19 protein-coding genes are annotated in these 19485 nt (G+C 57.2%); 4 read left to right on the plus strand and 15 right to left on the minus strand.

What is annotated here, in order from left to right; genetic code table 11:
- Positions 1-52: 52 nt before the first annotated feature.
- Genes ACOTTU_RS13755 through clpS form a run of 3 tightly spaced genes read right to left on the minus strand, consistent with a single transcriptional unit; the run spans position 53 to position 2229 of the window.
- Positions 53-853 carry an SDR family NAD(P)-dependent oxidoreductase gene (locus ACOTTU_RS13755; protein ID WP_425658809.1) on the minus strand — a complete coding sequence of 267 codons (801 nt, stop codon included), beginning with the start codon at positions 851-853 and terminating at the stop codon, positions 53-55.
- Between the two features lie 37 nt (positions 854-890).
- Entirely contained in the window at positions 891-1883 is a 993-nt protein-coding gene (locus tag ACOTTU_RS13760; protein ID WP_425658811.1) for a class I SAM-dependent methyltransferase, read from the minus strand.
- A 4-nt stretch (positions 1884-1887) separates the two neighbouring features.
- The gene (gene clpS, locus ACOTTU_RS13765) at positions 1888-2229 is read right to left on the minus strand and encodes an ATP-dependent Clp protease adapter ClpS (RefSeq protein WP_298920349.1); all 342 of its coding nucleotides are present in this window, start codon (positions 2227-2229) and stop codon (positions 1888-1890) included.
- A gap of 87 nt (positions 2230-2316) precedes the next feature.
- Between clpS and ACOTTU_RS13770 the strand changes: the two genes are divergently transcribed.
- Together ACOTTU_RS13770 and ACOTTU_RS13775 are read left to right on the plus strand one after the other, a co-directional pair.
- On the plus strand, positions 2317-3057 hold the full coding sequence (locus tag ACOTTU_RS13770) for an HAD family hydrolase (protein ID WP_425658813.1): 741 nt from the start codon (positions 2317-2319) through the stop codon (positions 3055-3057).
- A 218-nt stretch (positions 3058-3275) separates the two neighbouring features.
- A complete protein-coding gene (locus ACOTTU_RS13775) occupies positions 3276-4730 on the plus strand; it encodes a D-alanyl-D-alanine carboxypeptidase family protein (RefSeq protein WP_425658815.1) in 1455 nt (484 codons plus the stop codon).
- Between the two features lie 8 nt (positions 4731-4738).
- Here the strand turns inward: ACOTTU_RS13775 and ccoS are convergent, their stop codons facing one another.
- The 8 genes from ccoS to ccoN form a co-directional block, all read right to left on the minus strand.
- On the minus strand, positions 4739-4897 hold the full coding sequence (ccoS, locus tag ACOTTU_RS13780; RefSeq protein ID WP_298920343.1) for a cbb3-type cytochrome oxidase assembly protein CcoS: 159 nt from the start codon (positions 4895-4897) through the stop codon (positions 4739-4741).
- Entirely contained in the window at positions 4894-7083 is a 2190-nt protein-coding gene (locus tag ACOTTU_RS13785) for a heavy metal translocating P-type ATPase (protein ID WP_425658817.1), read from the minus strand. Before ACOTTU_RS13785 ends, ccoS begins: the two co-directional genes overlap by 4 nt.
- Positions 7080-7553, minus strand: coding sequence for a FixH family protein (locus ACOTTU_RS13790; RefSeq protein WP_425658819.1), 474 nt, complete (start codon positions 7551-7553; stop codon positions 7080-7082). The genes ACOTTU_RS13785 and ACOTTU_RS13790 overlap by 4 nt, the downstream gene beginning before the upstream one ends.
- The gene (ccoG, locus tag ACOTTU_RS13795; RefSeq protein WP_425658820.1) at positions 7550-8983 is read right to left on the minus strand and encodes a cytochrome c oxidase accessory protein CcoG; all 1434 of its coding nucleotides are present in this window, start codon (positions 8981-8983) and stop codon (positions 7550-7552) included. The genes ACOTTU_RS13790 and ccoG overlap by 4 nt, the downstream gene beginning before the upstream one ends.
- A gap of 72 nt (positions 8984-9055) precedes the next feature.
- The gene (gene ccoP, locus ACOTTU_RS13800; protein WP_425658822.1) at positions 9056-9919 is read right to left on the minus strand and encodes a cytochrome-c oxidase, cbb3-type subunit III; all 864 of its coding nucleotides are present in this window, start codon (positions 9917-9919) and stop codon (positions 9056-9058) included.
- Positions 9916-10101, minus strand: a complete 186-nt coding sequence (locus tag ACOTTU_RS13805) for a cbb3-type cytochrome c oxidase subunit 3 (RefSeq protein ID WP_298920333.1) — start codon at positions 10099-10101, stop codon at positions 9916-9918. The genes ccoP and ACOTTU_RS13805 overlap by 4 nt, the downstream gene beginning before the upstream one ends.
- A 10-nt stretch (positions 10102-10111) precedes the next feature.
- Positions 10112-10837, minus strand: a complete 726-nt coding sequence (gene ccoO / locus ACOTTU_RS13810) for a cytochrome-c oxidase, cbb3-type subunit II (RefSeq protein WP_298920331.1) — start codon at positions 10835-10837, stop codon at positions 10112-10114.
- Between the two features lie 11 nt (positions 10838-10848).
- Positions 10849-12462, minus strand: a complete 1614-nt coding sequence (gene ccoN / locus ACOTTU_RS13815; RefSeq protein ID WP_298920329.1) for a cytochrome-c oxidase, cbb3-type subunit I — start codon at positions 12460-12462, stop codon at positions 10849-10851.
- A gap of 197 nt (positions 12463-12659) precedes the next feature.
- Between ccoN and ACOTTU_RS13820 the strand changes: the two genes are divergently transcribed.
- Positions 12660-13496 (plus strand): universal stress protein, encoded by an 837-nt coding sequence (locus ACOTTU_RS13820; protein ID WP_425658825.1) that lies wholly within the window; start codon positions 12660-12662, stop codon positions 13494-13496.
- Between the two features lie 39 nt (positions 13497-13535).
- Here the strand turns inward: ACOTTU_RS13820 and fnrL are convergent, their stop codons facing one another.
- The gene (fnrL, locus tag ACOTTU_RS13825) at positions 13536-14270 is read right to left on the minus strand and encodes a transcriptional regulator FnrL (protein WP_298920547.1); all 735 of its coding nucleotides are present in this window, start codon (positions 14268-14270) and stop codon (positions 13536-13538) included.
- Positions 14271-14343: 73 nt separating this feature from the next.
- Between fnrL and hemN the strand changes: the two genes are divergently transcribed.
- Positions 14344-15699, plus strand: a complete 1356-nt coding sequence (gene hemN / locus ACOTTU_RS13830; protein WP_425658826.1) for an oxygen-independent coproporphyrinogen III oxidase — start codon at positions 14344-14346, stop codon at positions 15697-15699.
- An 8-nt stretch (positions 15700-15707) separates the two neighbouring features.
- On the opposite strand, the gene ACOTTU_RS13835 is transcribed toward hemN, so the two are convergent.
- From ACOTTU_RS13835 to ACOTTU_RS13845, 3 genes are read right to left on the minus strand one after another with little or no spacing between them, the layout of a single operon-like run.
- On the minus strand, positions 15708-17288 hold the full coding sequence (locus ACOTTU_RS13835) for an ABC transporter ATP-binding protein (RefSeq protein WP_425658828.1): 1581 nt from the start codon (positions 17286-17288) through the stop codon (positions 15708-15710).
- Complete coding sequence (locus ACOTTU_RS13840) at positions 17285-18391, minus strand: ABC transporter permease (RefSeq protein WP_298920321.1); 1107 nt, start codon at positions 18389-18391, stop codon at positions 17285-17287. The genes ACOTTU_RS13835 and ACOTTU_RS13840 overlap by 4 nt, the downstream gene beginning before the upstream one ends.
- Positions 18391-19479, minus strand: a complete 1089-nt coding sequence (locus ACOTTU_RS13845) for a microcin C ABC transporter permease YejB (RefSeq protein ID WP_298920320.1) — start codon at positions 19477-19479, stop codon at positions 18391-18393. Before ACOTTU_RS13845 ends, ACOTTU_RS13840 begins: the two co-directional genes overlap by 1 nt.
- Positions 19480-19485: the final 6 nt, after the last annotated feature.

Below are 19485 nucleotides of genomic sequence, written 5' to 3' on the forward strand. Positions count from 1 at the left end.
GATCTGCTCACGCTTATGTAAACCTGATCTGCGCGAAACGGAAAGTGTCAATCTAGTGCGCTGGTGCTGCAACGGCATCCAGAAGACTGCGCCCGCCATCTACGGTGATGATCTCGCCCGTCATGAAGCCCGACCCTTCCGCGGCCAGAAACTGGACCGCGTCAGCCAGTTCAGAAGGGCCCGCAATTCGGCCCAGCGGCGTGTGACTGCGAATGTCATCTCGCCACTCGCTGTTCTCAACCACCGAGGACTTGAGCGAAGCACTCATGACCGATCCGAAAGCAACTGCATTCACGCGAATGCGTTCGGGTGCCAGGGCAAGAGCCATCGAACGGGTCATCTGTTCCAGTGCTGCCGATGCAATGGAATACCCCATTAGTTCTGGCCGTGTGTTGCGGGCAGCAATCGAGCTGAGGTTAATGATCGACCCCACCTGCCCCTCCGGTTGGTCAGCCCCCTGCTTGATCATACGTCGGGCCACCTGCTGCGTGAGGTGAAGCGACGTCATGAGGTTCTGCTCCAACAGAACCGCGACCGAATTGTCTTCCACATCCAGGGCATCTGTCGCCATGACTTGACGCGAGGCATTGACCAGAACGTCCACCCGCTCGAATGCATCAATTGTCGCAGAGACGAGATTGGCAATCGTCAGCCGCTGCCGCAGATCACCGGCAAAGTAGCGCAGATTGCCATCATCGGACTGCTCGCCCCATTCTGAGGCGAGCTTCTTTTCATCCATGTCGGCACACATGACATTGGCCCCACGATCCGCAAACTGACGCGATATGGCCAGACCGATCCCGTTTGCAGCGCCGGTGACAATCGCCGTCTTGCCGTTGATCGAAAATGACATGGAATCCCTTTCTCACGGTAACCCAGTCTAAACCGGTTCACGTTCTTTTGCGAAGTGGTCTGCTTGCATGAAACAGTTTGAAGCGTGTATCCGCTCCAGATTCTGTGACCTGTGCAAAACACTTTTGCAAGGTGGTCTCATAGGGCAGATGGCGGTTTGCCACCATCCAAAGATGCCCCCGGGGGTGGAGAAGTCTGGCAGCGGACTGGACGAAGGCTTGACCGAGAGCCGGGTCTGCGGCCCGACCCGTATGAAAGGGCGGGTTCATGACCACCGTATCCATCTTGGTTTCCGGCGCCCAATGGGTCGCATCCTCCCAATGAAAAGACGCGCGCGCGTCAGTTACATTGTGCCGCGCGCACTCCAAGGCAATATGACCTGCCTCGACCAGGTGCACGTGCTCGACCGTTGGTCGGGTCAGGATATGCGCCGATAAATACCCCCAGCCAGCCCCCAGATCGGCAACGCGTTTGCCCATGTCTTCTGGCAAAGCAGACGCCAGCAAAGCGGATGCAGGGTCCACGGCATCGGCGGAAAAGACCCCAGGCGCCGTCCAGAAACCACCTGTCGTCAACGCAGGCCCAGCCTCCCAATCCCGAAACGCTTCAGGCTCCGGGTTGGCCGTCCAGAACAGTTTGCCATGTGCCTTGGAGATGGGATTGCTTACGTTGGCGCGCTGGCGCAGGTCCTTGAAAATACTATCGACACCATCCGTCTTTTGACCATCGACGACAATCGGCCCATCGGTGCGCGACACGGCACTGGCTATCAAAGCACGCGCTTCGGATTTCGCGCGCGGCAAGCAAACCAGAGCAGCCGAATAACGCCCCTCCAATTGAACTGAACAGCAATATCCCCGCGCAGTCCACGCATCATAAGTGGGTCTGAAACCCTCGATTATCTCGATACGATCTCTTGGCACGCCAGAGAGAATCGCATCCGCTCGGGGCAGAACGACGGCGATACGGCCCTCTTTCGGCCACGCCAAGCCGCCCCCTTTGAGGGCCAATTGCAGTCGGGCATCGATCACGATGCTATTCTTCTTTTTCCATTGTGCATTGCAAAGGGTGCTGATGCCGACGCGCAAAATCCATGACCTGCGCGACCTTCGTCTCGGCAATTTCATGGCTAAAGACACCCACCACGGCAACGCCTTTTTTATGCACCGTCAGCATGATTTCAAAAGCCTGTGCGTGGTTGAGACCAAAAAACCGCTCAAGAACATGCACGACGAACTCCATCGGCGTGAAGTCGTCGTTAAGCAACAAGACTTTGTAAAGCGGCGGGCGCTTGGTCTTGGGCTTGGTCGCGGTCAGAACAGAGGTGTCACCATCATCTTCTGAACGGCCTGCCATGATGAATGCGTCGCGGTGCATTTCTGCTCCTGATCTGCTTTTGGCCATGGTGAGTCGTTGAACGCTCTATATAAACTGTCTGAGCATTTAGGAAAGGGGTCGGGCGACATGGTTAAGACACTCACCACAGTAGCCTTCGATGCAGACGATACGCTCTGGCACAATGAACGCATCTTTCAAATGACGCAGGCCCATTTTGCGGACCTATTGGCGGAGTTCACCGATCATCAGACGCTCATGTCACGACTACTTGCCGCGGAAAAACGGAACCTTGGGCATTATGGGTTCGGGGTCAAAGGGTTTACCCTGTCCATGATTGAAACCGCAATCGACGTGACGGACGGCAGGGTGGCCACAAAGGTCATTGCCGAGATCATGGAGGCCGGGCGGGAGATGCTGCGCCATCCTGTTGATCTTCTGCCACATGCGCGGGAAGCCGTTGAAACGGTTTGCCAGACCCACAGGATACTTCTGATCACAAAGGGGGATTTGCTGGATCAGGAGCGCAAACTGGCGCAATCGGGGCTTGGCGATTACTTCGATGCCGTTGAGATCGTCTCGGACAAAAACCCCCAAATCTATCATGAGATATTCAAACGACATGGGGACGGAACCAACCGGGGTCTCATGGTTGGAAACTCCATGAAGTCTGATGTCCTGCCCATGATAGACGCTGGTGGCTGGGGCGTTTTCGTGCCCCATGGACATGAATGGGAACTGGAAAAAGCAGCACCACCGCAAGACGATGAACGGTATCGGTCGCTGCCCGACCTCGGGCACTTCGCCCAACTCATCGAAAACATCGAAAACTCCCGAGAATCTCTCTCTGAAACAGGCCACCCAAAATGAAGTTCACCGCCGGGGCAACTGCCACATTTCTGACAAAATCGATTTTATGGGCCTATTGCGGGGCGCATCCGCAAGATGTGGGTCAGGCTTCACCGAAAGTTAACGCAAATACTTTAAAACAAAGACTTTATTGAAACCTAATGCTGTGGTAGTCTCCCACACATAAAACAGCCAGTCGGACAAATCGGCGGCATGAGGCAGAAAAAAGGCAGGTTATCATGAAGGTTCGGCGCGCAGTGCCGGCCCGTTACGGGCTATTTCTCCTTGCAGCTTTCTGGATGCTGGTGGTTCTGCCACTGAGTGCCGCCGCTGCTCCTTACGCAGCGCTTGTCATGGACGCCCGAACGGGCAAGGTTCTGCATTCGCGAAATGCCGATACGCGCCTGCATCCAGCCTCATTGACGAAGATGATGACGCTTTACATCGCTTTCGAAGCTGTGGAGCGTGGCGAAATCTCCTTGGATACCAAGGTGAAAATCTCACGCCATGCCGCCTCGGAACCGCCATCGAAACTCGGGCTGAAATCGGGGCAGCGTATTGCCTTTCGCTATCTGATCCGCGCCGCTGCTGTGAAATCGGCCAATGACGCTGCAACGGCCATTGGCGAGGCGTTGGAAGGCTCGGAAGCTGCTTTTGCACGCCGTATGAACCGCACGGCGAAAGCGCTGGGTATGAGCCGTACAACTTTCCGAAATGCCCATGGTTTGACGGAAAAGGGCCACCTGTCCACCGCGCGAGACATGTCCATTCTTGGGCGTCATGTGCTTTATGACTACCCAGAGTATTACAACCTCTTCTCACGTCGCTCGACAAATGCCGGGGTTCGCGAAGTGGCCAATACGAACCGCCGCCTTTTGGCGGCATATCGTGGCGCTGATGGAATCAAGACAGGATACACGCGCGCTGCGGGTTTCAATCTGGTTGCCTCGGCGGAGCGCGGCAACGAAAGGGTTATCGCGACTGTGTTTGGCGGCACCTCCACAAGCGCGCGGAACGCCCGTGTGGCAGAGTTGTTGGACATGGGTTTCAAACGCTCACCTACACGCGCCGCTCTGAAAAAACCCTCGCGGCCCGTCTATACCGGTGGTGGCGCTGGCAAAACAGTGCGCGTCAGCGGCCTTACAAAAATCAGCAAACGACCAAGGCTCCGCCCGGTTGATGCGACCACAATACCGGAAAACGCACTTGCTGCTGTCGAAACGCCCGCGGCTTCTCAGGCAAGCACAAGCGGTGTTCTTTCCGCCGACATTACTTCGGCCCTGATTGAAGCACAAAAAACACCGATTGAGGCAACCCCTGCACCAACGCAGGTGCCCAACAACAGCCTGGCTGCGGTAACGCCCCGCCCGGTCATGCGACCCGCCAGCCTGCTGGGAGTTGTTCAGCCGGCACCGACCGAGGAGAACGAAGTCGTTACACGCATGTCTACATCTGGGGGGCATCAGTGGGGCGTGAACGTTGGGCGATACCCAAGTCGCTACAAGGCCGAACGTGCATTGGTCACCACGGCGCTCGCTGAAATGGCCACGCTGGATGGTACACTACGCAAGGTCGTTAAAAAACCGACAGGCTTCGATGCCAATTTCCTGGGCATGACCCGCGACAGCGCAGATCTCGCCTGCCGTCGCCTGGCCGCACGGAATATCAGTTGTCTGATGGTTGGGCCATCCTGAAACAGCCCTTACTGCTTGGGACGATCATCCCAAGTGTCGCTCAGAATCCGCCGACTGTCACCGTCAGGATCGTCATATTGGCGGCTTCTCAAGGTGTAGATGAACGCTAGCAATCCGATCCCGCCGAGAAAAAGCGAGATCGGGATTAAATAAGCCAGCACATTCATCTGCGCCCCCTGACACGCAATGCGTTCAGTGAAACCGATATGGAGGACGCGGACATGGCCAGTGCCGCAATCAGCGGTGTCGCCATTCCCGCGACTGCAAGGGGTATCGCAATGACATTGTACAGCGTCGCGATCCGGAAGTTCTCCTTTATGCGCTGGGTTGCATTTTGCGCAACCGACACGGCTTCTGCAATGGGTGCGAGGTCATTGCCCAGCAAAACAATATCGGATGCAGCCCGCGCTGCATCCAGAGCCTGGGCCGGGCTGATCGAAACATGAGCCGCCGCTAGTGCCGCCGTATCATTCAATCCATCTCCGACCATCAGGACTTTTCGGCCATTTTCACCCATGGCGCGCACCAAACCTTCCTTGTCGACCGGTAACAGCTCGGCTTGCCAATCGGAAATATTCATATTCCGGGCGAAGCTTTTGACGACGGGAGTTCGATCACCAGACAACAGGATAACATTAATCCCCATGTCGCGGAGACCTTTGATCGAGGGTCTCGCACCGGGCCGTTCACTATCCTCGAATTTCAACACAAAAGGGCGTCCGTCACCGCAGTCAAATGCCGCGCAAAGCCCGTCAAAATCTGAAACGGCTCCAACCCATTCCAGGCGACCAAGTTTCGACAACCTGCCATTCATCATCGCCGAGGTGCCAAAGCCCGGCAGCTCGCGGAGGTCACTTACCGGCGCTGGCTCAAGTTTCGCCCTCTCAGCCGCGTCAACAATCGCCCGCGACAGAGGATGCTCTGATCCGCGCGCCAAAGCGTAGACCAGCCTTTGCTGGGAAACGGTCAGGTCATCCCAGTTCATCAGCGCCGGGTGACCGGTTGTCAAAGTTCCGGTTTTGTCAAAAACGACGGTGTCGACTTCTGCTAGCCGTTCCAGAGCGGTGGCATTCTTGATAAGAAGGCCCTTGCCAAAAAGCCGCCCGGAAGCCGCTGTTGTAACAGCCGGCACAGCAAGCCCGAGGGCACAGGGGCATGTAATAATCAGAACCGCAGCGGCGATGTTCAGCGAAACGCGTAGATCTCCCGACCAGATCAACCAGCCGAGGAAGGCCAGAGCCGACAGGATGTGCACCCCCGGCGCGTAGAGTTTCGCAGCACGGTCCGCAAGAGAGGTGTATCGAGACCGCCCCCCTTCGGCGATGGCCACCAATGCCGCCATCCGTTGCAACGAAGTGTCTTGACCGACCGCCGTGGCGCGCAGGACCAAAAGGCCTGTCAGGTTGACTTCCCCTGCGCCCATCTCGTCACCCGGTCGTCTGGGCACTGGCACTGTTTCACCGGTCAACATGGATCTGTCTACTTCAGAGTGCCCTTCGAGGACCATGCCGTCTGACGGCGCGCGCGCCCCGGGATGCACCAACACGTGATCGCCCACGCCCAAGGTTGCAACGGGCACTTCAACGGGTTTGCCACCTTCGATTTTCCATGCACGCGGCACTTCAAGCGCCGTAAGCTCTTCGGCAGCTGAGCGGGCAGCGGAACGCGCCCGCGCATCCAACCAACGCCCCGCTAGAAGGAAGAAAGTAAGCGTGAGAGCCGCATCAAAATAGGCGTGATGTCCCGAAAGCCACGTCTCCCAAAGAGAGGTCGCCAAAGCCAGAAGGATGGCAAGACTGATCGGGACATCCATGTTCAATCGACCCGCGCGCAGAGCGCTCCATGCATTGCGAAAAAATGGCTGTGCGGAAAAGGCAATTGCAGGCAATGCGATGGCGGCAGAGATCCAGTGGAACAGATCACGTGTGGCATCTGCCGCTCCGGACCACACCGCGACGGACAAAAGCATGACGTTCATGGAAGCAAAGCCCGCGACGGCCAAGCGCATCAACAAATCACGGCCCGCCGTATTCGTGGCGGTTTCATTCAGCGCTTTGGGATCAAGCTCGTAGGCTTCAAATCCGGAGGCGTCCAAAAGCGCAATCAACTCCGGTGCCATGACATCAGGTTCGGCATCAATCAGCGCGCGTTTGAGTGTCAGATTTACCCGCGCGGACCGAACCTTTGCATGTGCGCTCAGCGCTCTCTCAACCGAAGCGATACAGTTCTGACAATGGATTGTCGGCAATGACAGGACCAGCTTTGCAGCCTGGGCAGGCAGTTCCATCTCTCGCGGGGGCATCGCCACACACCCCGGACAAGCGACCGGCGTATTCGTCTGAACGCTCGTCACTTGTCCGCCTTGGGCACATGCAGAGGCACACGTTGCCGAAAGGCTGTGCCATCGTCAGCAATCGCCACCATCCGAAGGTTCCAATTGCCCTCTGCCAGCGTTACCGAAGCTACATAATTCCGCCCGTCAAAAACAAAGGCCGGCTTTTGATCATCACGTACATGTGTCGCTCGACCCAGTGTTGTTTCCAGGGACTTGACCTTGACCGGATCACCCTTTTTATCGGTGATCGACAGTATGACATCGGTTTCCTCAGCTTTTAGGGCAACCGACCACCCAAGTTTTGTCTGCGCATCGCGATCGCGATCAAATTGCTGGCTGGCCACGTATGAATTCTTGACTTCCAACCCTGGGAAGGTGGCGATCGCGCTATAGGCCAACAGCAAGTTGACACCGATAATGATTGCAAATCCGGACACAAAAATGATGGCGACGTGGCGGCCCGTCAGCCGTTTTGTTGCGGGTGTCATTGCACGTCTCCTTTGCCGGTAAAGCTGCTGTCTCTGTAAGCGCGGTCACCATTGGACAAATCTTCCACCCAGAACCGCAGATCCGTACGCGCGCCATTGGCCGGATCTGAACCGGGAGGCGCAATCACGTAAACCCGTTGGAGATGTGACGTATCTGCCGCGACGGGCACAGAAGCATAGGGTGTCCCTTCAAGCTGGATGCGCAGCGCGGGGTCGCCCAGTGCAAAGATCCGAAACAGGCGTTCATCGTTGTTCTTATTGCGCAAACGGATGTCATAGGTGTTGCGGATCGAGCCGTCAGAGAGCGTCACGAAGGTTGGATTCCGCACAGGCGCCACGGTCATTTCAATATCAGCCCGAATAAAGAGCGCGATGATCAGAGCTACACCAATCCCACCCCAAAGGGCGGTATAAAGCATCGTGCGAGGCCGGAAAATATGCCACCAGATCGGGCGCGGCGCATTGCCTTCGCGCTCAAGCGTTTCGTCCGACAACGCAATGTAGTCAATCAACCCCCGAGGCTTGCCAATGCGTTCCATCACGTCATCACAGGCGTCAATGCAGAGCGCGCAGGTAATGCACTCCATCTGCTGCCCGTCGCGGATGTCGATCCCCATGGGGCACACGTTGACACAGGCCATGCAGTCAATACAGTCGCCCATCGGCTCGGTTTTTGCTTCCTGACTGTGCTTGCGCGGCTCGCCCCGCCAGTCACGGTAAGCCACGGTCAGGGTGTCTTCGTCCATCATGGCGGCCTGAATGCGCGGCCAGGGACAGGCATAGATGCAGATTTGCTCCCGCATGAAACCGCCGAAGACAAAGGTTGTTGCGGTCAGAAAAGCCACCGTGCCATAGGCCACCGAATGCGCCTGACCGGTGAAAAGATCGACCATCAGCGTGGGTGCATCGGCAAAATAAAAGACCCAGGCCCCGCCGGTGGCCACCGCGATCAGCAGCCACAGCAGCCATTTCGTCAGTCGCAGCCGCAACTTGCGCGCGTCCATTTTCTTTTGCCGGTGCAATCTCAGGCGCGCATTGCGATCCCCTTCGACCCAGCGTTCCACCAGGATGAAGAGATCGGTCCAGACAGTTTGCGGGCAGGCATAACCGCACCAGACCCGCCCCAGCGCAGAGGTGAACAAAAACAATCCCAACCCGGCCATGATCAGCAGGCCGGCGACAAAATAGAATTCGTGGCTCCAGATCTCGATCCAGAAGAAGTAGAACCGTCGGTTGGCCAGATCGAGCAGTACGGCCTGATCCGGCAAGCTGGGGCCCCTATCCCATCTGATCCACGGAACAAGGTAATAGATGCCCAGGGTGACCGCTAGGATCACCCATTTGAGATTACGGAACGCGCCCGACACACGGCGCGGGAAAATCGGTTCACGCGCGGCATAGAGGCTGGGAGGCGGTGCTTGATCGGTCACGGCGGTCCTTGCAAGTTGGGTCCGGCGCTGTTGGACAACAGCATCTTACCACAAAAGGTGTAGCCAGCGGAGTTATTCGCCCCCGCCCAACTGGTGCACGTAGAGCGACACCGCCCTGATCTGTGCCTCGGTCAATCGTTGGGTCCAAGGTGGCATGACGCCATAGCGGCTATAGGTCACAGTCTCGGTCAATGTTTCGGCATCACCTCCGTAAAGCCAAATGGCATCGGAAAGATTCGGGGCGCCCTGTTCGCGGTCACCCATGCCATTTTCACCGTGGCAGGCTGAACAATTGTCGGCAAAAACCTCTGCGCCCGGACCAGCCAGAGCTGGATCAGCCTCGGCACCTGACAGCTCAAGCACATAGTTGACGACCTGCGCGATTTCCTCTTCTTCCAGTATCTCTCCGAAAGCGGGCATCTCTGAATAGCGCGCATCCTCATCCTCTTCATTGCGGATACCGTGCGAAATTGTTGTGTGGATCGCTTCGATATCCCCCCCCCAGAGCCAATCGTCATCCAGCAGGTTTGGGTATCCTTTGAAACCCGCCGCGCCGGAGCCGTGGCATTGCGCGCACCAGGTCCGGAAAACTGCGGCACCTGCTGAAACCGCGTAGCCGTTCAGCGTGGCATCACTCGCGATTTCGGTCAGCTCAGCGGAGGCAAGTTGCACGTTGATGCCCGCGTTGGCTTCTTCTACCGCGGCGATTTCTGCCGCGACCTCAGCGCGCGTGGAATAGCCCAGCAACCCCGCCGTCGCCGAGGACACAAGCGGCCATGCGGGATAGGCAATGGTGTAAATCACACCCCAGAGAATGGTTGCGTAAAATGTCCATAGCCACCAGCGCGGCATCGGATTGTCGAATTCCTCGATCCCGTCCCAACTATGGCCGGTGGTATTGGGATCGCCCTCTTGCTTCGGGGGTATCTTGCTCATTTTGGTGCCTCCTGATCTGGGGCCGGTCTGTCTTCATGTCGGAAAGGGATGTTGGCGGTATCCTGATGAACTTTGCGGCTGCCCGGGCGGAAGACCCAGAAAACCATGCCGACAAAGACCCCAAACAGTAATAGCAGCATCCAGCTATCCGCAAATTCGCGCAGGAAAGAATAGGTTTCCACGTCTCTCTCCCTACCGGTTTGCGTCTGGGGTGAAGGTCGAGAAATCGACCAATGTGCCCAGCATCTGCAGATAGGCGATCAGCGCATCCGCCTCTGAAATACCCGGTTGGCCATCGAAGTTGCGCACCTGCGCGCCGGGATAGCGTTCAAGCATGTCGTCGTAATCGCTGTCTGGATCAGCCTGCGCCCGGAAATCTGCCGCCGCCGCTTCGATCATCTCGTCGGTGTAAGGCACCCCGACAATCGCATGCGTTTTCAGCAGGTCCTCGATGTGCTCGCTTTCCAGCAGCGTGCGTTCCAGGAACCCGTATTTCGGCATGATCGATTCCGGCACAACCGATTGCGGGTCACGCAGGTGATCAAGGTGCCAGTCATCCGAATACCGCCCGCCGACACGCGCCAGATCCGGCCCGGTACGTTTCGAGCCCCACTGGTGCGGGTGGTCATACATGGATTCGGCGGCCAGCGAGTAGTGACCGTAACGCTCCACCTCGTCGCGCATCGGGCGGATCATCTGGCTGTGACAGACGTAGCAGCCTTCGCGGACGTATATGTCCCGACCGGTGAGTTCGAGAGGGGAATAGGGACGCATGCCCTCCACCTTTTCGATGGTATTTTCCAGATAGAAGAGCGGCACAATCTGCACCAGCCCCCCGATCGTGACCACCAGAAAGCTGAGGATCAGCAGAAGGGAGGCGTTGGTTTCGATGAACTTATGTTTTGACAGGATCGACATCTCGCCCCTCCTTATTCAGCGGGGACGGCTGTGCCGAGAGCGGCCTTGGCAGGCGCGGCTCGAACAGTCATCCATAGGTTATAGCACATGATCACCGCACCGGAGAGGAACAGAACGCCCCCCAACCCGCGCACCACATACATCGGGAACTTGGCGCTGACGGTGTCGGCAAAACTGTTCACAAGGAAGCCGTTTGCATCGACTTCGCGCCACATCAGACCTTCCATGATGCCGGTCACCCACATGGATGCGGCGTAAAGCACGATGCCGATTGTGGCGAGCCAGAAGTGCCAGCTGACCAGCGACAGGGAATAGAGACGCTCGCGCTTCCAGAGCACCGGCACAAGATAGTAGAGCGCACCGAATGTGATCAGACCGTTCCAGCCCAGGGCACCGGAATGCACATGGCCAATGGTCCAGTCGGTGTAATGCGACAGCGAATTGACCGAACGGATCGACATCATCGGCCCCTCAAATGTGGACATGCCGTAGAAGGCCAGGCTGGTCACCATCATCCGCAACACCGGATCGGTGCGCAGCTTGTCCCAGGCCCCTTGCAGCGTCATCAGACCGTTGATCATGCCCCCCCAGCTTGGCATCCAAAGAATGATAGAGAAAACCATGCCCAGAGTTGATGCCCAATCGGGCAGTGCTGTGTAGTGCAGATGGTGCGGACCCGCCCAGATGTAGAGGAAGATCAGCGCCCAGAAGTGGATGATCGACAGTTTGTAGGAGAACACGGGGCGTTCGGCCTGTTTAGGCACGAAGTAATACATCATGCCCAGAAAACCTGCGGTCAGGAAAAAGCCGACGGCGTTGTGGCCGTACCACCATTGCACCATCGCATCCTGCACGCCTGAAAAGACCTGTACCGATTTGCTGCCCCAGATGGAGACCGGGATGGAAATATTGTTGACGATATGCAGCATCGCAACGGTCACGATGAAGCCCAGAAAGAACCAGTTCGCAACGTAAATATGTGGCTCTTTGCGCTTGACGATGGTGCCGAGGAAACAGGCCAGATAGGCGACCCAGACGATGGTCAGCCAGATATCCACGTACCATTCGGGTTCAGCGTATTCTTTTGATTGCGTACCGCCGAGCAGATAGCCCGTTGCAGCCAGAACAATGAAAAGCTGATACCCCCAGAAGACGAACCATCCCAGATTTCCACCCCAGAGCCGCGCGGCAGATGTGCGTTGCACGACAAAAAAGGACGTGGCGATCAAGGCATTGCCACCAAAGGCAAAGATCACCGCCGATGTGTGCAGCGGTCGCAGCCTGCCGAAGTTGGCATAGCCCTCCGCCCACTCAAAATTCAGGCTGGGGAACGCTAGTTGGAAAGCAATCACCACACCGACCAGAAACCCGACAACACCCCAGAACGCGGTGGCAATGACGCCCGCGCGCACCACGCTGTCAAAATATTCATTGGTCGGTATTGGCTTTATCGGTTCATCCGTTGCGCGCAGGGTCGTCAGAAACAAGCCTGCGCCCACGATCATGAAAATCACCATATGGACCTGATAGGCCAGATCACGCGCGTAACTTGCGGCAATCATCGCAAACAGCGTGGCAAGTGCCAGGACCACCAGCTTCACATAGTTCTGTGTTCCGGTATTCATTGCTCCGGGTTCCCTTCCGGTTGTCCACGCGCAAAGACACGCGGATGTTCGTGGTATGGCCGGGTTTTGCCCGGCAAAGCACTGCGCCGCTTTGATCTGCATCAAGCGCAGCAGGCAATTTGGCTGACACTGATCAATGTCCGCACACGTAACGCGAGTATGATACCGAACATACCCGTTTGGAAAGGACTAGGATCATGTCTTACAAAACGATCTTCACCGCCATAACTTCGTTTGAGTCGAACAAGGTGGCTCTGGAGCAGGCAGCGGCCCTTGCGGAGTCTCATGACGCTCATCTTGAGGTTATGTGTCTTGGGGTGGATCGCTCACGCGCTAACTATTACGAGGCCGGTGCCAACGCCATCATCATGCAGGCAGCGATCGAAGAAGCGCACAACAAGGCTGAAGCTGTCCGTGTTCAGACGGTAGCGTGGTTGGAAAAAGCAACGCTGCGATGGAATGCCTCAAACGCGGTTGCCACTTTGGCAGACGCCGGGCGGCCCCTGACACGCACTGCCCGGTTCGCCGATCTCTGCGTGGTGCCACTTCCCTACCGCGACGACAGCCATGACGGGGACACGCTGATTCTTGAAACAATGCTCTTTGATGCCGCCTGCCCGACAATCGTGGTGCCCGATACCCAAGGACAAGCCATCCCCGAAAATGTGGTCATCGGGTGGAATGAAAGTTCAGAGGCATTGCGCGCGGTGCGATCCGCGATGCCAATATTGTCCGCCGCAAAGAGTGTGCACATCGCGATCATTGATCCGCCCGAGCACGCTGCCGACCGGTCCGATCCGGGCGGCGCGCTTGCGGTCATGCTGTCCCGTCACGGCGTGAATTGCGACATTCAGGTGATGTCACGCGGTGGCGCGAAAGTCAGTGAAAGACTTCAGCGACACGTTACTGAAACCAACTCGCAGATGCTGGTGATGGGAGGATATGGTCATTCCCGGTTTCGCGAGGCGGTCCTGGGGGGCGCCACCCGGGAAATGCTGGAACATGCAAAAGCTCCGGTATTCATGGCCCACTAACGGGCTTCGGCGCGCGGTGGCGGCTCCGGGAAGTTCCTGTCAGATCAGGAAGCCGCCATCGCTATCATCACCTGCTTCCAAAAGCAGTTTATCCATGTCAGGGACGGTAATCCGGCGCTTTCCCGAAAGCGTGATTATCTGATCGCGTTTCAGAGCCGACATCTGTCTGCTGACGGTCTCAAGCGTCAATCCAAGGTAATCCGCCATGGCTTCCCGTGTCAGAGGTAGTTCGAACGTCAGGGCCTTGCCCGGGTTCGCCGTACCTAGGGCAGCATCCCGGCGCGCAATGATCGACAACAGGCTGGCGATTTTTTCCCGCGCGGTTTTACGCCCAAGAACAAGCATCCACTCTCGCGCCGCATCCAACTCGTCTAGGGTCATTTCCAGCAGGCGGTGCGCCACATGCGGTGTGCTGTCGATCATCTGCTCGAATGGTTTGCGCCTAAAACAACACATCAACAGATCTGATGTTGCCGTAACGGTATAGGTCGCAATATTGCGACCCGGTCGCCCGACAAAGTCAGACGGCAACAGCAATCCGACCATCTGCGTGCGCCCGTCTTCCATGGTCTGCGTCAAGGAAGCCACACCCGAGACCACTGAGGCCACGAAATCCATCTGGTCTCCGGCCCACATCACATGCTGGCCGGCGCTGAAACTCCGGTAGTACTTGATGTCTTCCAACAACGCCAATTCATCGCTGTCGCATTTTGCGCAAACAGCGCGATGCCGAATAGGGCACTCCTCGCAGTTTTTGAAAGCAGGCGACACCATCTGTTGCAATTGCGCGATCCTTTTTTTGATCTGTATCAAGGTCAGTCGACATTCGGCACTTTAAGCCATCACCATGCCTATGACATCCAAATTAGCAAAGCTGGGGCTTTTTGACGCGATGGTCCCCCGTTACACAAGCTACCCGACAGCGCCTCAGTTCAAACCTGCGATAGGGTCTGACCAGATGCAAGAATGGATCAGGTCCATCGCCCCGGACAGCCAGATATCGCTCTACCTGCACATACCCTTCTGCCGCAGGCTGTGCTGGTTCTGCGCCTGTAGAACCCAAGGCACGAAAACCCTGTCCCCCGTTGCAGGCTACCTGAATACCTTGAAGAAGGAAATTGCCTTGCTCGGGCGTTGCCTGCCCAGCGGTGTTCGGTTGAGTCGGATGCATTGGGGCGGGGGTACGCCAACGCTTCTGTCCGCGGAAATGATCCGCGATCTCGCTCAGGCGGTAGCGCACGTGGTGCCACTCGCGCCCGATGCAGAGTTTTCAGTCGAAATCGACCCCAACGAAATTGATGCGGAACGGGTCAGGGCTCTGGTCGATGTCGGCATGACGCGCGCTTCTATCGGCGTGCAGGATTTCGACCCCGAGGTGCAAACCACCATTGGCCGCATTCAGGGGTTTGAAATCACCCGAACGGCTGTGGAAATGCTGCGGGAATCAGGCATCACCTCGCTGAACGCTGACATCCTTTTCGGATTACCCCATCAGGACGAAGCACGGATCGCCACATCGGTGCAGAAATTACTGACCCTCAATCCCGATCGCGTGGCGCTTTTTGGGTACGCGCATGTGCCCTGGATGGCGCGGCGCCAGTCATTGATCCCCAGCGACGCATTGCCAGCACCAGAACACCGACTGCGCCTCTTTGAGACCGCGCGCAAACTTTTCGAGTGGGATGGATACCATCAGATCGGCATCGACCATTTCGCATCGCCCGAGGATCGATTGGCCATCGCTGCGAAAGCGGGCCAACTCAAACGAAATTTCCAAGGATATACCGATGACCCCGCAGACACGCTGGTTGGGCTTGGCGCGTCGGCGATTTCAAAATTCCCGCAGGGTTATGCCCAAAATGCCGCCGCAACCTCTGCTCATGTCAAAGCTATTGAGACTGGCAGGTTTTCGACAGCCCGAGGGCATGTCTTTTCCGGTCAGGATACGCTCCGTGCCCGTATCATCGAAGCAATTATGTGCGATTTCGAAGTACAAACCTCCGATATCACGACCCGTTTCCCAAACAGCGAAGGACAGGTTACGCGCCTCATCAAAGATGCAGCGGAGCAGTTCGGCGATATCGTACAGGTCACAAAACGCGGTCTACGCATTCTGCCCGAGGGACAACCACTGACACGGATCATCGCGCGGCATTTCGACGCCTATGACATGTCGGGGGCCGGGCACGCCTCCGCGATCTGACGGAAATTTCAGGTCGCAGCTTGCAGCAGGGTTTGAGTGTATTCCTCGGAGGGTGCATCGAATATCTTGTCGACATCGCCAACTTCGATCACGTCACCGCGTTTCATGACGATGACCTGATGAGACATCGCACGCACCACATTCAGGTCGTGGCTGATGAAGATATAGGCCAACCCGTATTTTTGCTGCAAGTTCCGCAACAGATCGACGATCTGCACCTGAACGGTCATGTCCAGCGCCGAGGTTGGCTCATCCAGCACCAGCAGGCGCGGTCGCAGCACCATGGCACGGGCAATCGCAATCCTTTGACGCTGCCCTCCCGAAAACTCGTGAGGATAGCGGTCCATGGTGTCGGGATCGAGACCCACCTCGACCATCACCTCTCGTACAAGTTCGCGCGGGTCTCGGTCGGCGTCCACCTGGTGAATGCCCAGACCTTCAGAGATGATCTGCGCACAGGTCATCCGCGGGCTCAGGCTGCCAAAAGGGTCTTGAAAGACAATTTGCATGTCCTTGCGCAATCCTCGCAGCTGCCGCGTAGACCATTGACGCACGTCCTGCCCCATGAAAACGATCTGCCCCTCTGACGAGATCAGCCGCATGAGCGCGAGTGCGAGCGTCGTCTTGCCCGATCCGCTTTCGCCCACGATACCGATGGTTTCGCCAGCCCGTACCGTGAAACTCGCATCGTTCACCGCCTTGACGTGCCCCACCGTGCGGCGCAGCAAACCTGCCTGAATCGGAAACCAGATTTTCAGATTTTCCGCCTTGGCCACAACGTCCGCATTTTCGGGCACCGGCGCGGGCGCGCCTGAAGGCTCGGCACTCAGCAGCTTGATCGTGTAGGGGTGTTTGGGGTTCTCGAAAATCTCGCGCGTCGGTCCGGTTTCGACGATCTCGCCTTTCTGCATGACGCAGACGCGATCCGCGATGCGGCGCACGATCCCCAGATCGTGGGTGATGAACAAAAGCCCCATACCCATGCGGTTTTTGAGCTCTTTCAGCAGATCCAGAATTTGTGCCTGAATGGTGACATCCAGCGCTGTCGTCGGCTCGTCCGCGATCAGAACGTCCGGCTTGTTGGCCAGCGCCATGGCGATCATGACACGCTGGCGTTGTCCGCCCGACAATTGATGCGGGTAGCTTGTAATCCGGCTTTCCGCATCCTGAATGCCCACCTGTTCCAGCAGGTCCAGAATTCTGGCACGCGCTTCTGATCCGGCAAGCCCCTGGTGCAACGCCAGGCTTTCACCCAATTGCTTTTCGATTGTGTGCAGCGGATTGAGCGATGTCATCGGCTCCTGAAAGATGAAACTGATGTCATTGCCGCGCACCTTACGCAACAAATCCTCACCGGCGCCGATCATCTGCTGTCCGTCATAGGTGACCGAGCCCGACACTTCCGCGCTCTCGCCCAGCAAGGAAACCGTCGACAGCGCAGAGACCGATTTGCCGGAACCGGATTCGCCGACCAGGGCAACGGTCTCGCCGCGCTCGACAGCAAAGCTCACGCCCTTGACCGCTTCGGTCAGTGCTCCGTCCTGCCGGAAGCTCACCCGCAGGTCTTTGACATCCAACAGCGCGGTCATGAAAAGGTCTTTCGCGGATCAAAGGCATCGCGGATGCCCTCGAAAATGAACACCAGCAGCGACAGCATGATCGCGAAGGTGAAAAAGGCGGTGAAGGCCAGCCAGGGTGCCTGAAGGTTCTGCTTGGCCTGCAGGGTCAACTCCCCCAGCGAGGGGGCGGAGGACGGCAGACCAAACCCGAGAAAGTCGAGAATGGCGAGGGTCGAAATGGTTCCGGTGATGATGAAAGGCAGCATGGTCAGCATCGCGACCATGGCATTCGGCAGCATGTGGCGGAACATGATCGTGACGTTGCTGACCCCCAATGCGCGGGCCGCGCGGACATATTCAAGATTGCGGGCGCGCAGGAATTCGGCACGCACGACCCCGACCAGAGATGTCCAACTGAAAAGCACCAGCAGGATCACCAGCAGCCAGAAACTTCGACCCAGAATGGCAAACATGATGATGATCACATAAAGCGACGGGGTGGACGCCCATATTTCGATCACCCGCTGGAAAATCAGGTCGGTCTTGCCGCCGAAAAAGCCCTGTACGGCACCCGCGATGATCCCAATCAAACTGGAAGCGCCCGTCACCAGCAGAGTAAAGAAGATCGACAACCGGAACCCGTGAATGACCCGCGCCAGAACGTCCCGCTTGGTGCCGTCGGTTCCCAGCAGGTTTTGACCGTTCGGGGGCAAAGGGGCCGCCCCGGGGCGATCCACCGCCGTATCAAAGGAATAGGGAATGAGCGGCCAGATCGCCCAGCCCTTCTCGATCTCCTCCCCGTCGACGATACCATCCTGGGCGTCCTCGTAATAAAGCTCCGGATCGTCGAAACACTCCAGCAGGCCACCGGTTTCGATCAGGCATTTCACCTCAGGATCGCGGTAGACCGCTTCCGTCTGGAAATCGCCGCCAAATTCAGTTTCCGGGTAAAAATTCCAGATTGGTGTGTAGTAGCTGCCCCGGTATTGCACGAGGATCGGCTTGTCATAGGCGATAAACTCGGCGATCAGCGAAAGCCCGAAAAGCACCGCGAATATCCAGAGCGACCAGAAGGCACGCTTGTTGCGTTTGAAATTGCGCCAGCGTCGCTGATTGAGCGGGGAAAGCGCCATCAGCCCTCTCTCCGTTCAAAATCAATGCGCGGATCAACCAACACATACATCAGGTCCGAGATGATCCCGACCAGCAATCCGATCAGCCCGAAAATGAACAGGGTGCCAAAGACAATCGGGTAGTCTCGCGCCACGGCGGCCTCAAAACCCAAACGGCCCAGACCATCCAGGCTGAAAATCGTTTCGATGATCAGCGATCCCCCGAAGAAAACCCCGATGAAGACGGCCGGAAACCCCGCGATCACGATCAGCATCGCATTGCGGAACACATGACCGTAAAGCACTTTGCGCTCAGACAGACCCTTAGCCCGCGCCGTGATGACATATTGCTTTTTGATCTCGTCGAGAAAACTGTTTTTGGTCAGCAGCGTCAGGGTCGCAAAGGCCGATATGGTCGAGGCCAGCACCGGTAGCGCGATGTGCCAGAAGTAATCCGCCACCTTGCCCAGCGGGCTGAGCTGATCAAAATTGTCCGAAGTCAGACCGCGCAAAGGAAAGATTTGCCAGTAGGACCCGCCCGCGAAAAGCACAAGCAGCAGGATCGCAAAGAGAAATCCGGGGATAGCATAGGCGGCGATAATCGCGCCTGACGTCCAGGTATCGAAGCTGGAACCATCTTTCACGGCCTTGCGAATGCCCAACGGGATCGACACCAGATAGGCAATCAGTGTCGACCAGAGGCCCAGAGTGATCGAAACGGGCAGCTTTTCCTTGATCAGGTCGATGACCGAGATGGAACGGAAATAGCTCTCGCCAAAATCGAACCGCGAGTAGTTCCAGATCATGTTCAGGAAACGTTCGACGGGTGGTTTGTCGAAACCGAATTCCTTCTCCAGCTCTTCGATGAATTCCGGCGGCAGGCCGCGCGCGCCGACGTATTGGCTGTCATTGCTGGGAAGCTCCGAATTACCCGCATCGTTGCCCGCGCCGGCGAACCCTTCGAAAACGTCACCGCCTCCCTGAATCCGCGCAATGGCCTGTTCCACCGGGCCGCCGGGGACGAATTGAACAAGAGCAAAGTTAATCAACATGATCCCCAACAACGTGGGGATGATCAGTAGTAACCTTCTGACAATATAGGCGCCCATGGTCGG

It is taken from the genome of Roseobacter sp. EG26 (genome assembly GCF_049830555.1).
Taxonomy (GTDB): Bacteria; Pseudomonadota; Alphaproteobacteria; order Rhodobacterales; family Rhodobacteraceae; genus Roseobacter.

Coding starts and splice junctions, on each gene's coding strand:
- ACOTTU_RS13755 (WP_425658809.1), bottom strand. CDS start 853: ATGTCATTTTCGATCAACGGCAAGACGGCGATTGTCACCGGCGCTGCA.
- clpS (WP_298920349.1), bottom strand. CDS start 2,229: ATGCACCGCGACGCATTCATCATGGCAGGCCGTTCAGAAGATGATGGT.
- ACOTTU_RS13770 (WP_425658813.1), top strand. CDS start 2,317: ATGGTTAAGACACTCACCACAGTAGCCTTCGATGCAGACGATACGCTC.
- ACOTTU_RS13775 (WP_425658815.1), top strand. CDS start 3,276: ATGAAGGTTCGGCGCGCAGTGCCGGCCCGTTACGGGCTATTTCTCCTT.
- ccoS (WP_298920343.1), bottom strand. CDS start 4,897: ATGAATGTGCTGGCTTATTTAATCCCGATCTCGCTTTTTCTCGGCGGG.
- ACOTTU_RS13790 (WP_425658819.1), bottom strand. CDS start 7,553: ATGACACCCGCAACAAAACGGCTGACGGGCCGCCACGTCGCCATCATT.
- ccoP (WP_425658822.1), bottom strand. CDS start 9,919: ATGAGCAAGATACCCCCGAAGCAAGAGGGCGATCCCAATACCACCGGC.
- ccoO (WP_298920331.1), bottom strand. CDS start 10,837: ATGTCGATCCTGTCAAAACATAAGTTCATCGAAACCAACGCCTCCCTT.
- ccoN (WP_298920329.1), bottom strand. CDS start 12,462: ATGAATACCGGAACACAGAACTATGTGAAGCTGGTGGTCCTGGCACTT.
- ACOTTU_RS13820 (WP_425658825.1), top strand. CDS start 12,660: ATGTCTTACAAAACGATCTTCACCGCCATAACTTCGTTTGAGTCGAAC.
- fnrL (WP_298920547.1), bottom strand. CDS start 14,270: ATGGTGTCGCCTGCTTTCAAAAACTGCGAGGAGTGCCCTATTCGGCAT.
- hemN (WP_425658826.1), top strand. CDS start 14,344: ATGCCTATGACATCCAAATTAGCAAAGCTGGGGCTTTTTGACGCGATG.
- ACOTTU_RS13835 (WP_425658828.1), bottom strand. CDS start 17,288: ATGACCGCGCTGTTGGATGTCAAAGACCTGCGGGTGAGCTTCCGGCAG.
- ACOTTU_RS13840 (WP_298920321.1), bottom strand. CDS start 18,391: ATGGCGCTTTCCCCGCTCAATCAGCGACGCTGGCGCAATTTCAAACGC.
- ACOTTU_RS13845 (WP_298920320.1), bottom strand. CDS start 19,479: ATGGGCGCCTATATTGTCAGAAGGTTACTACTGATCATCCCCACGTTG.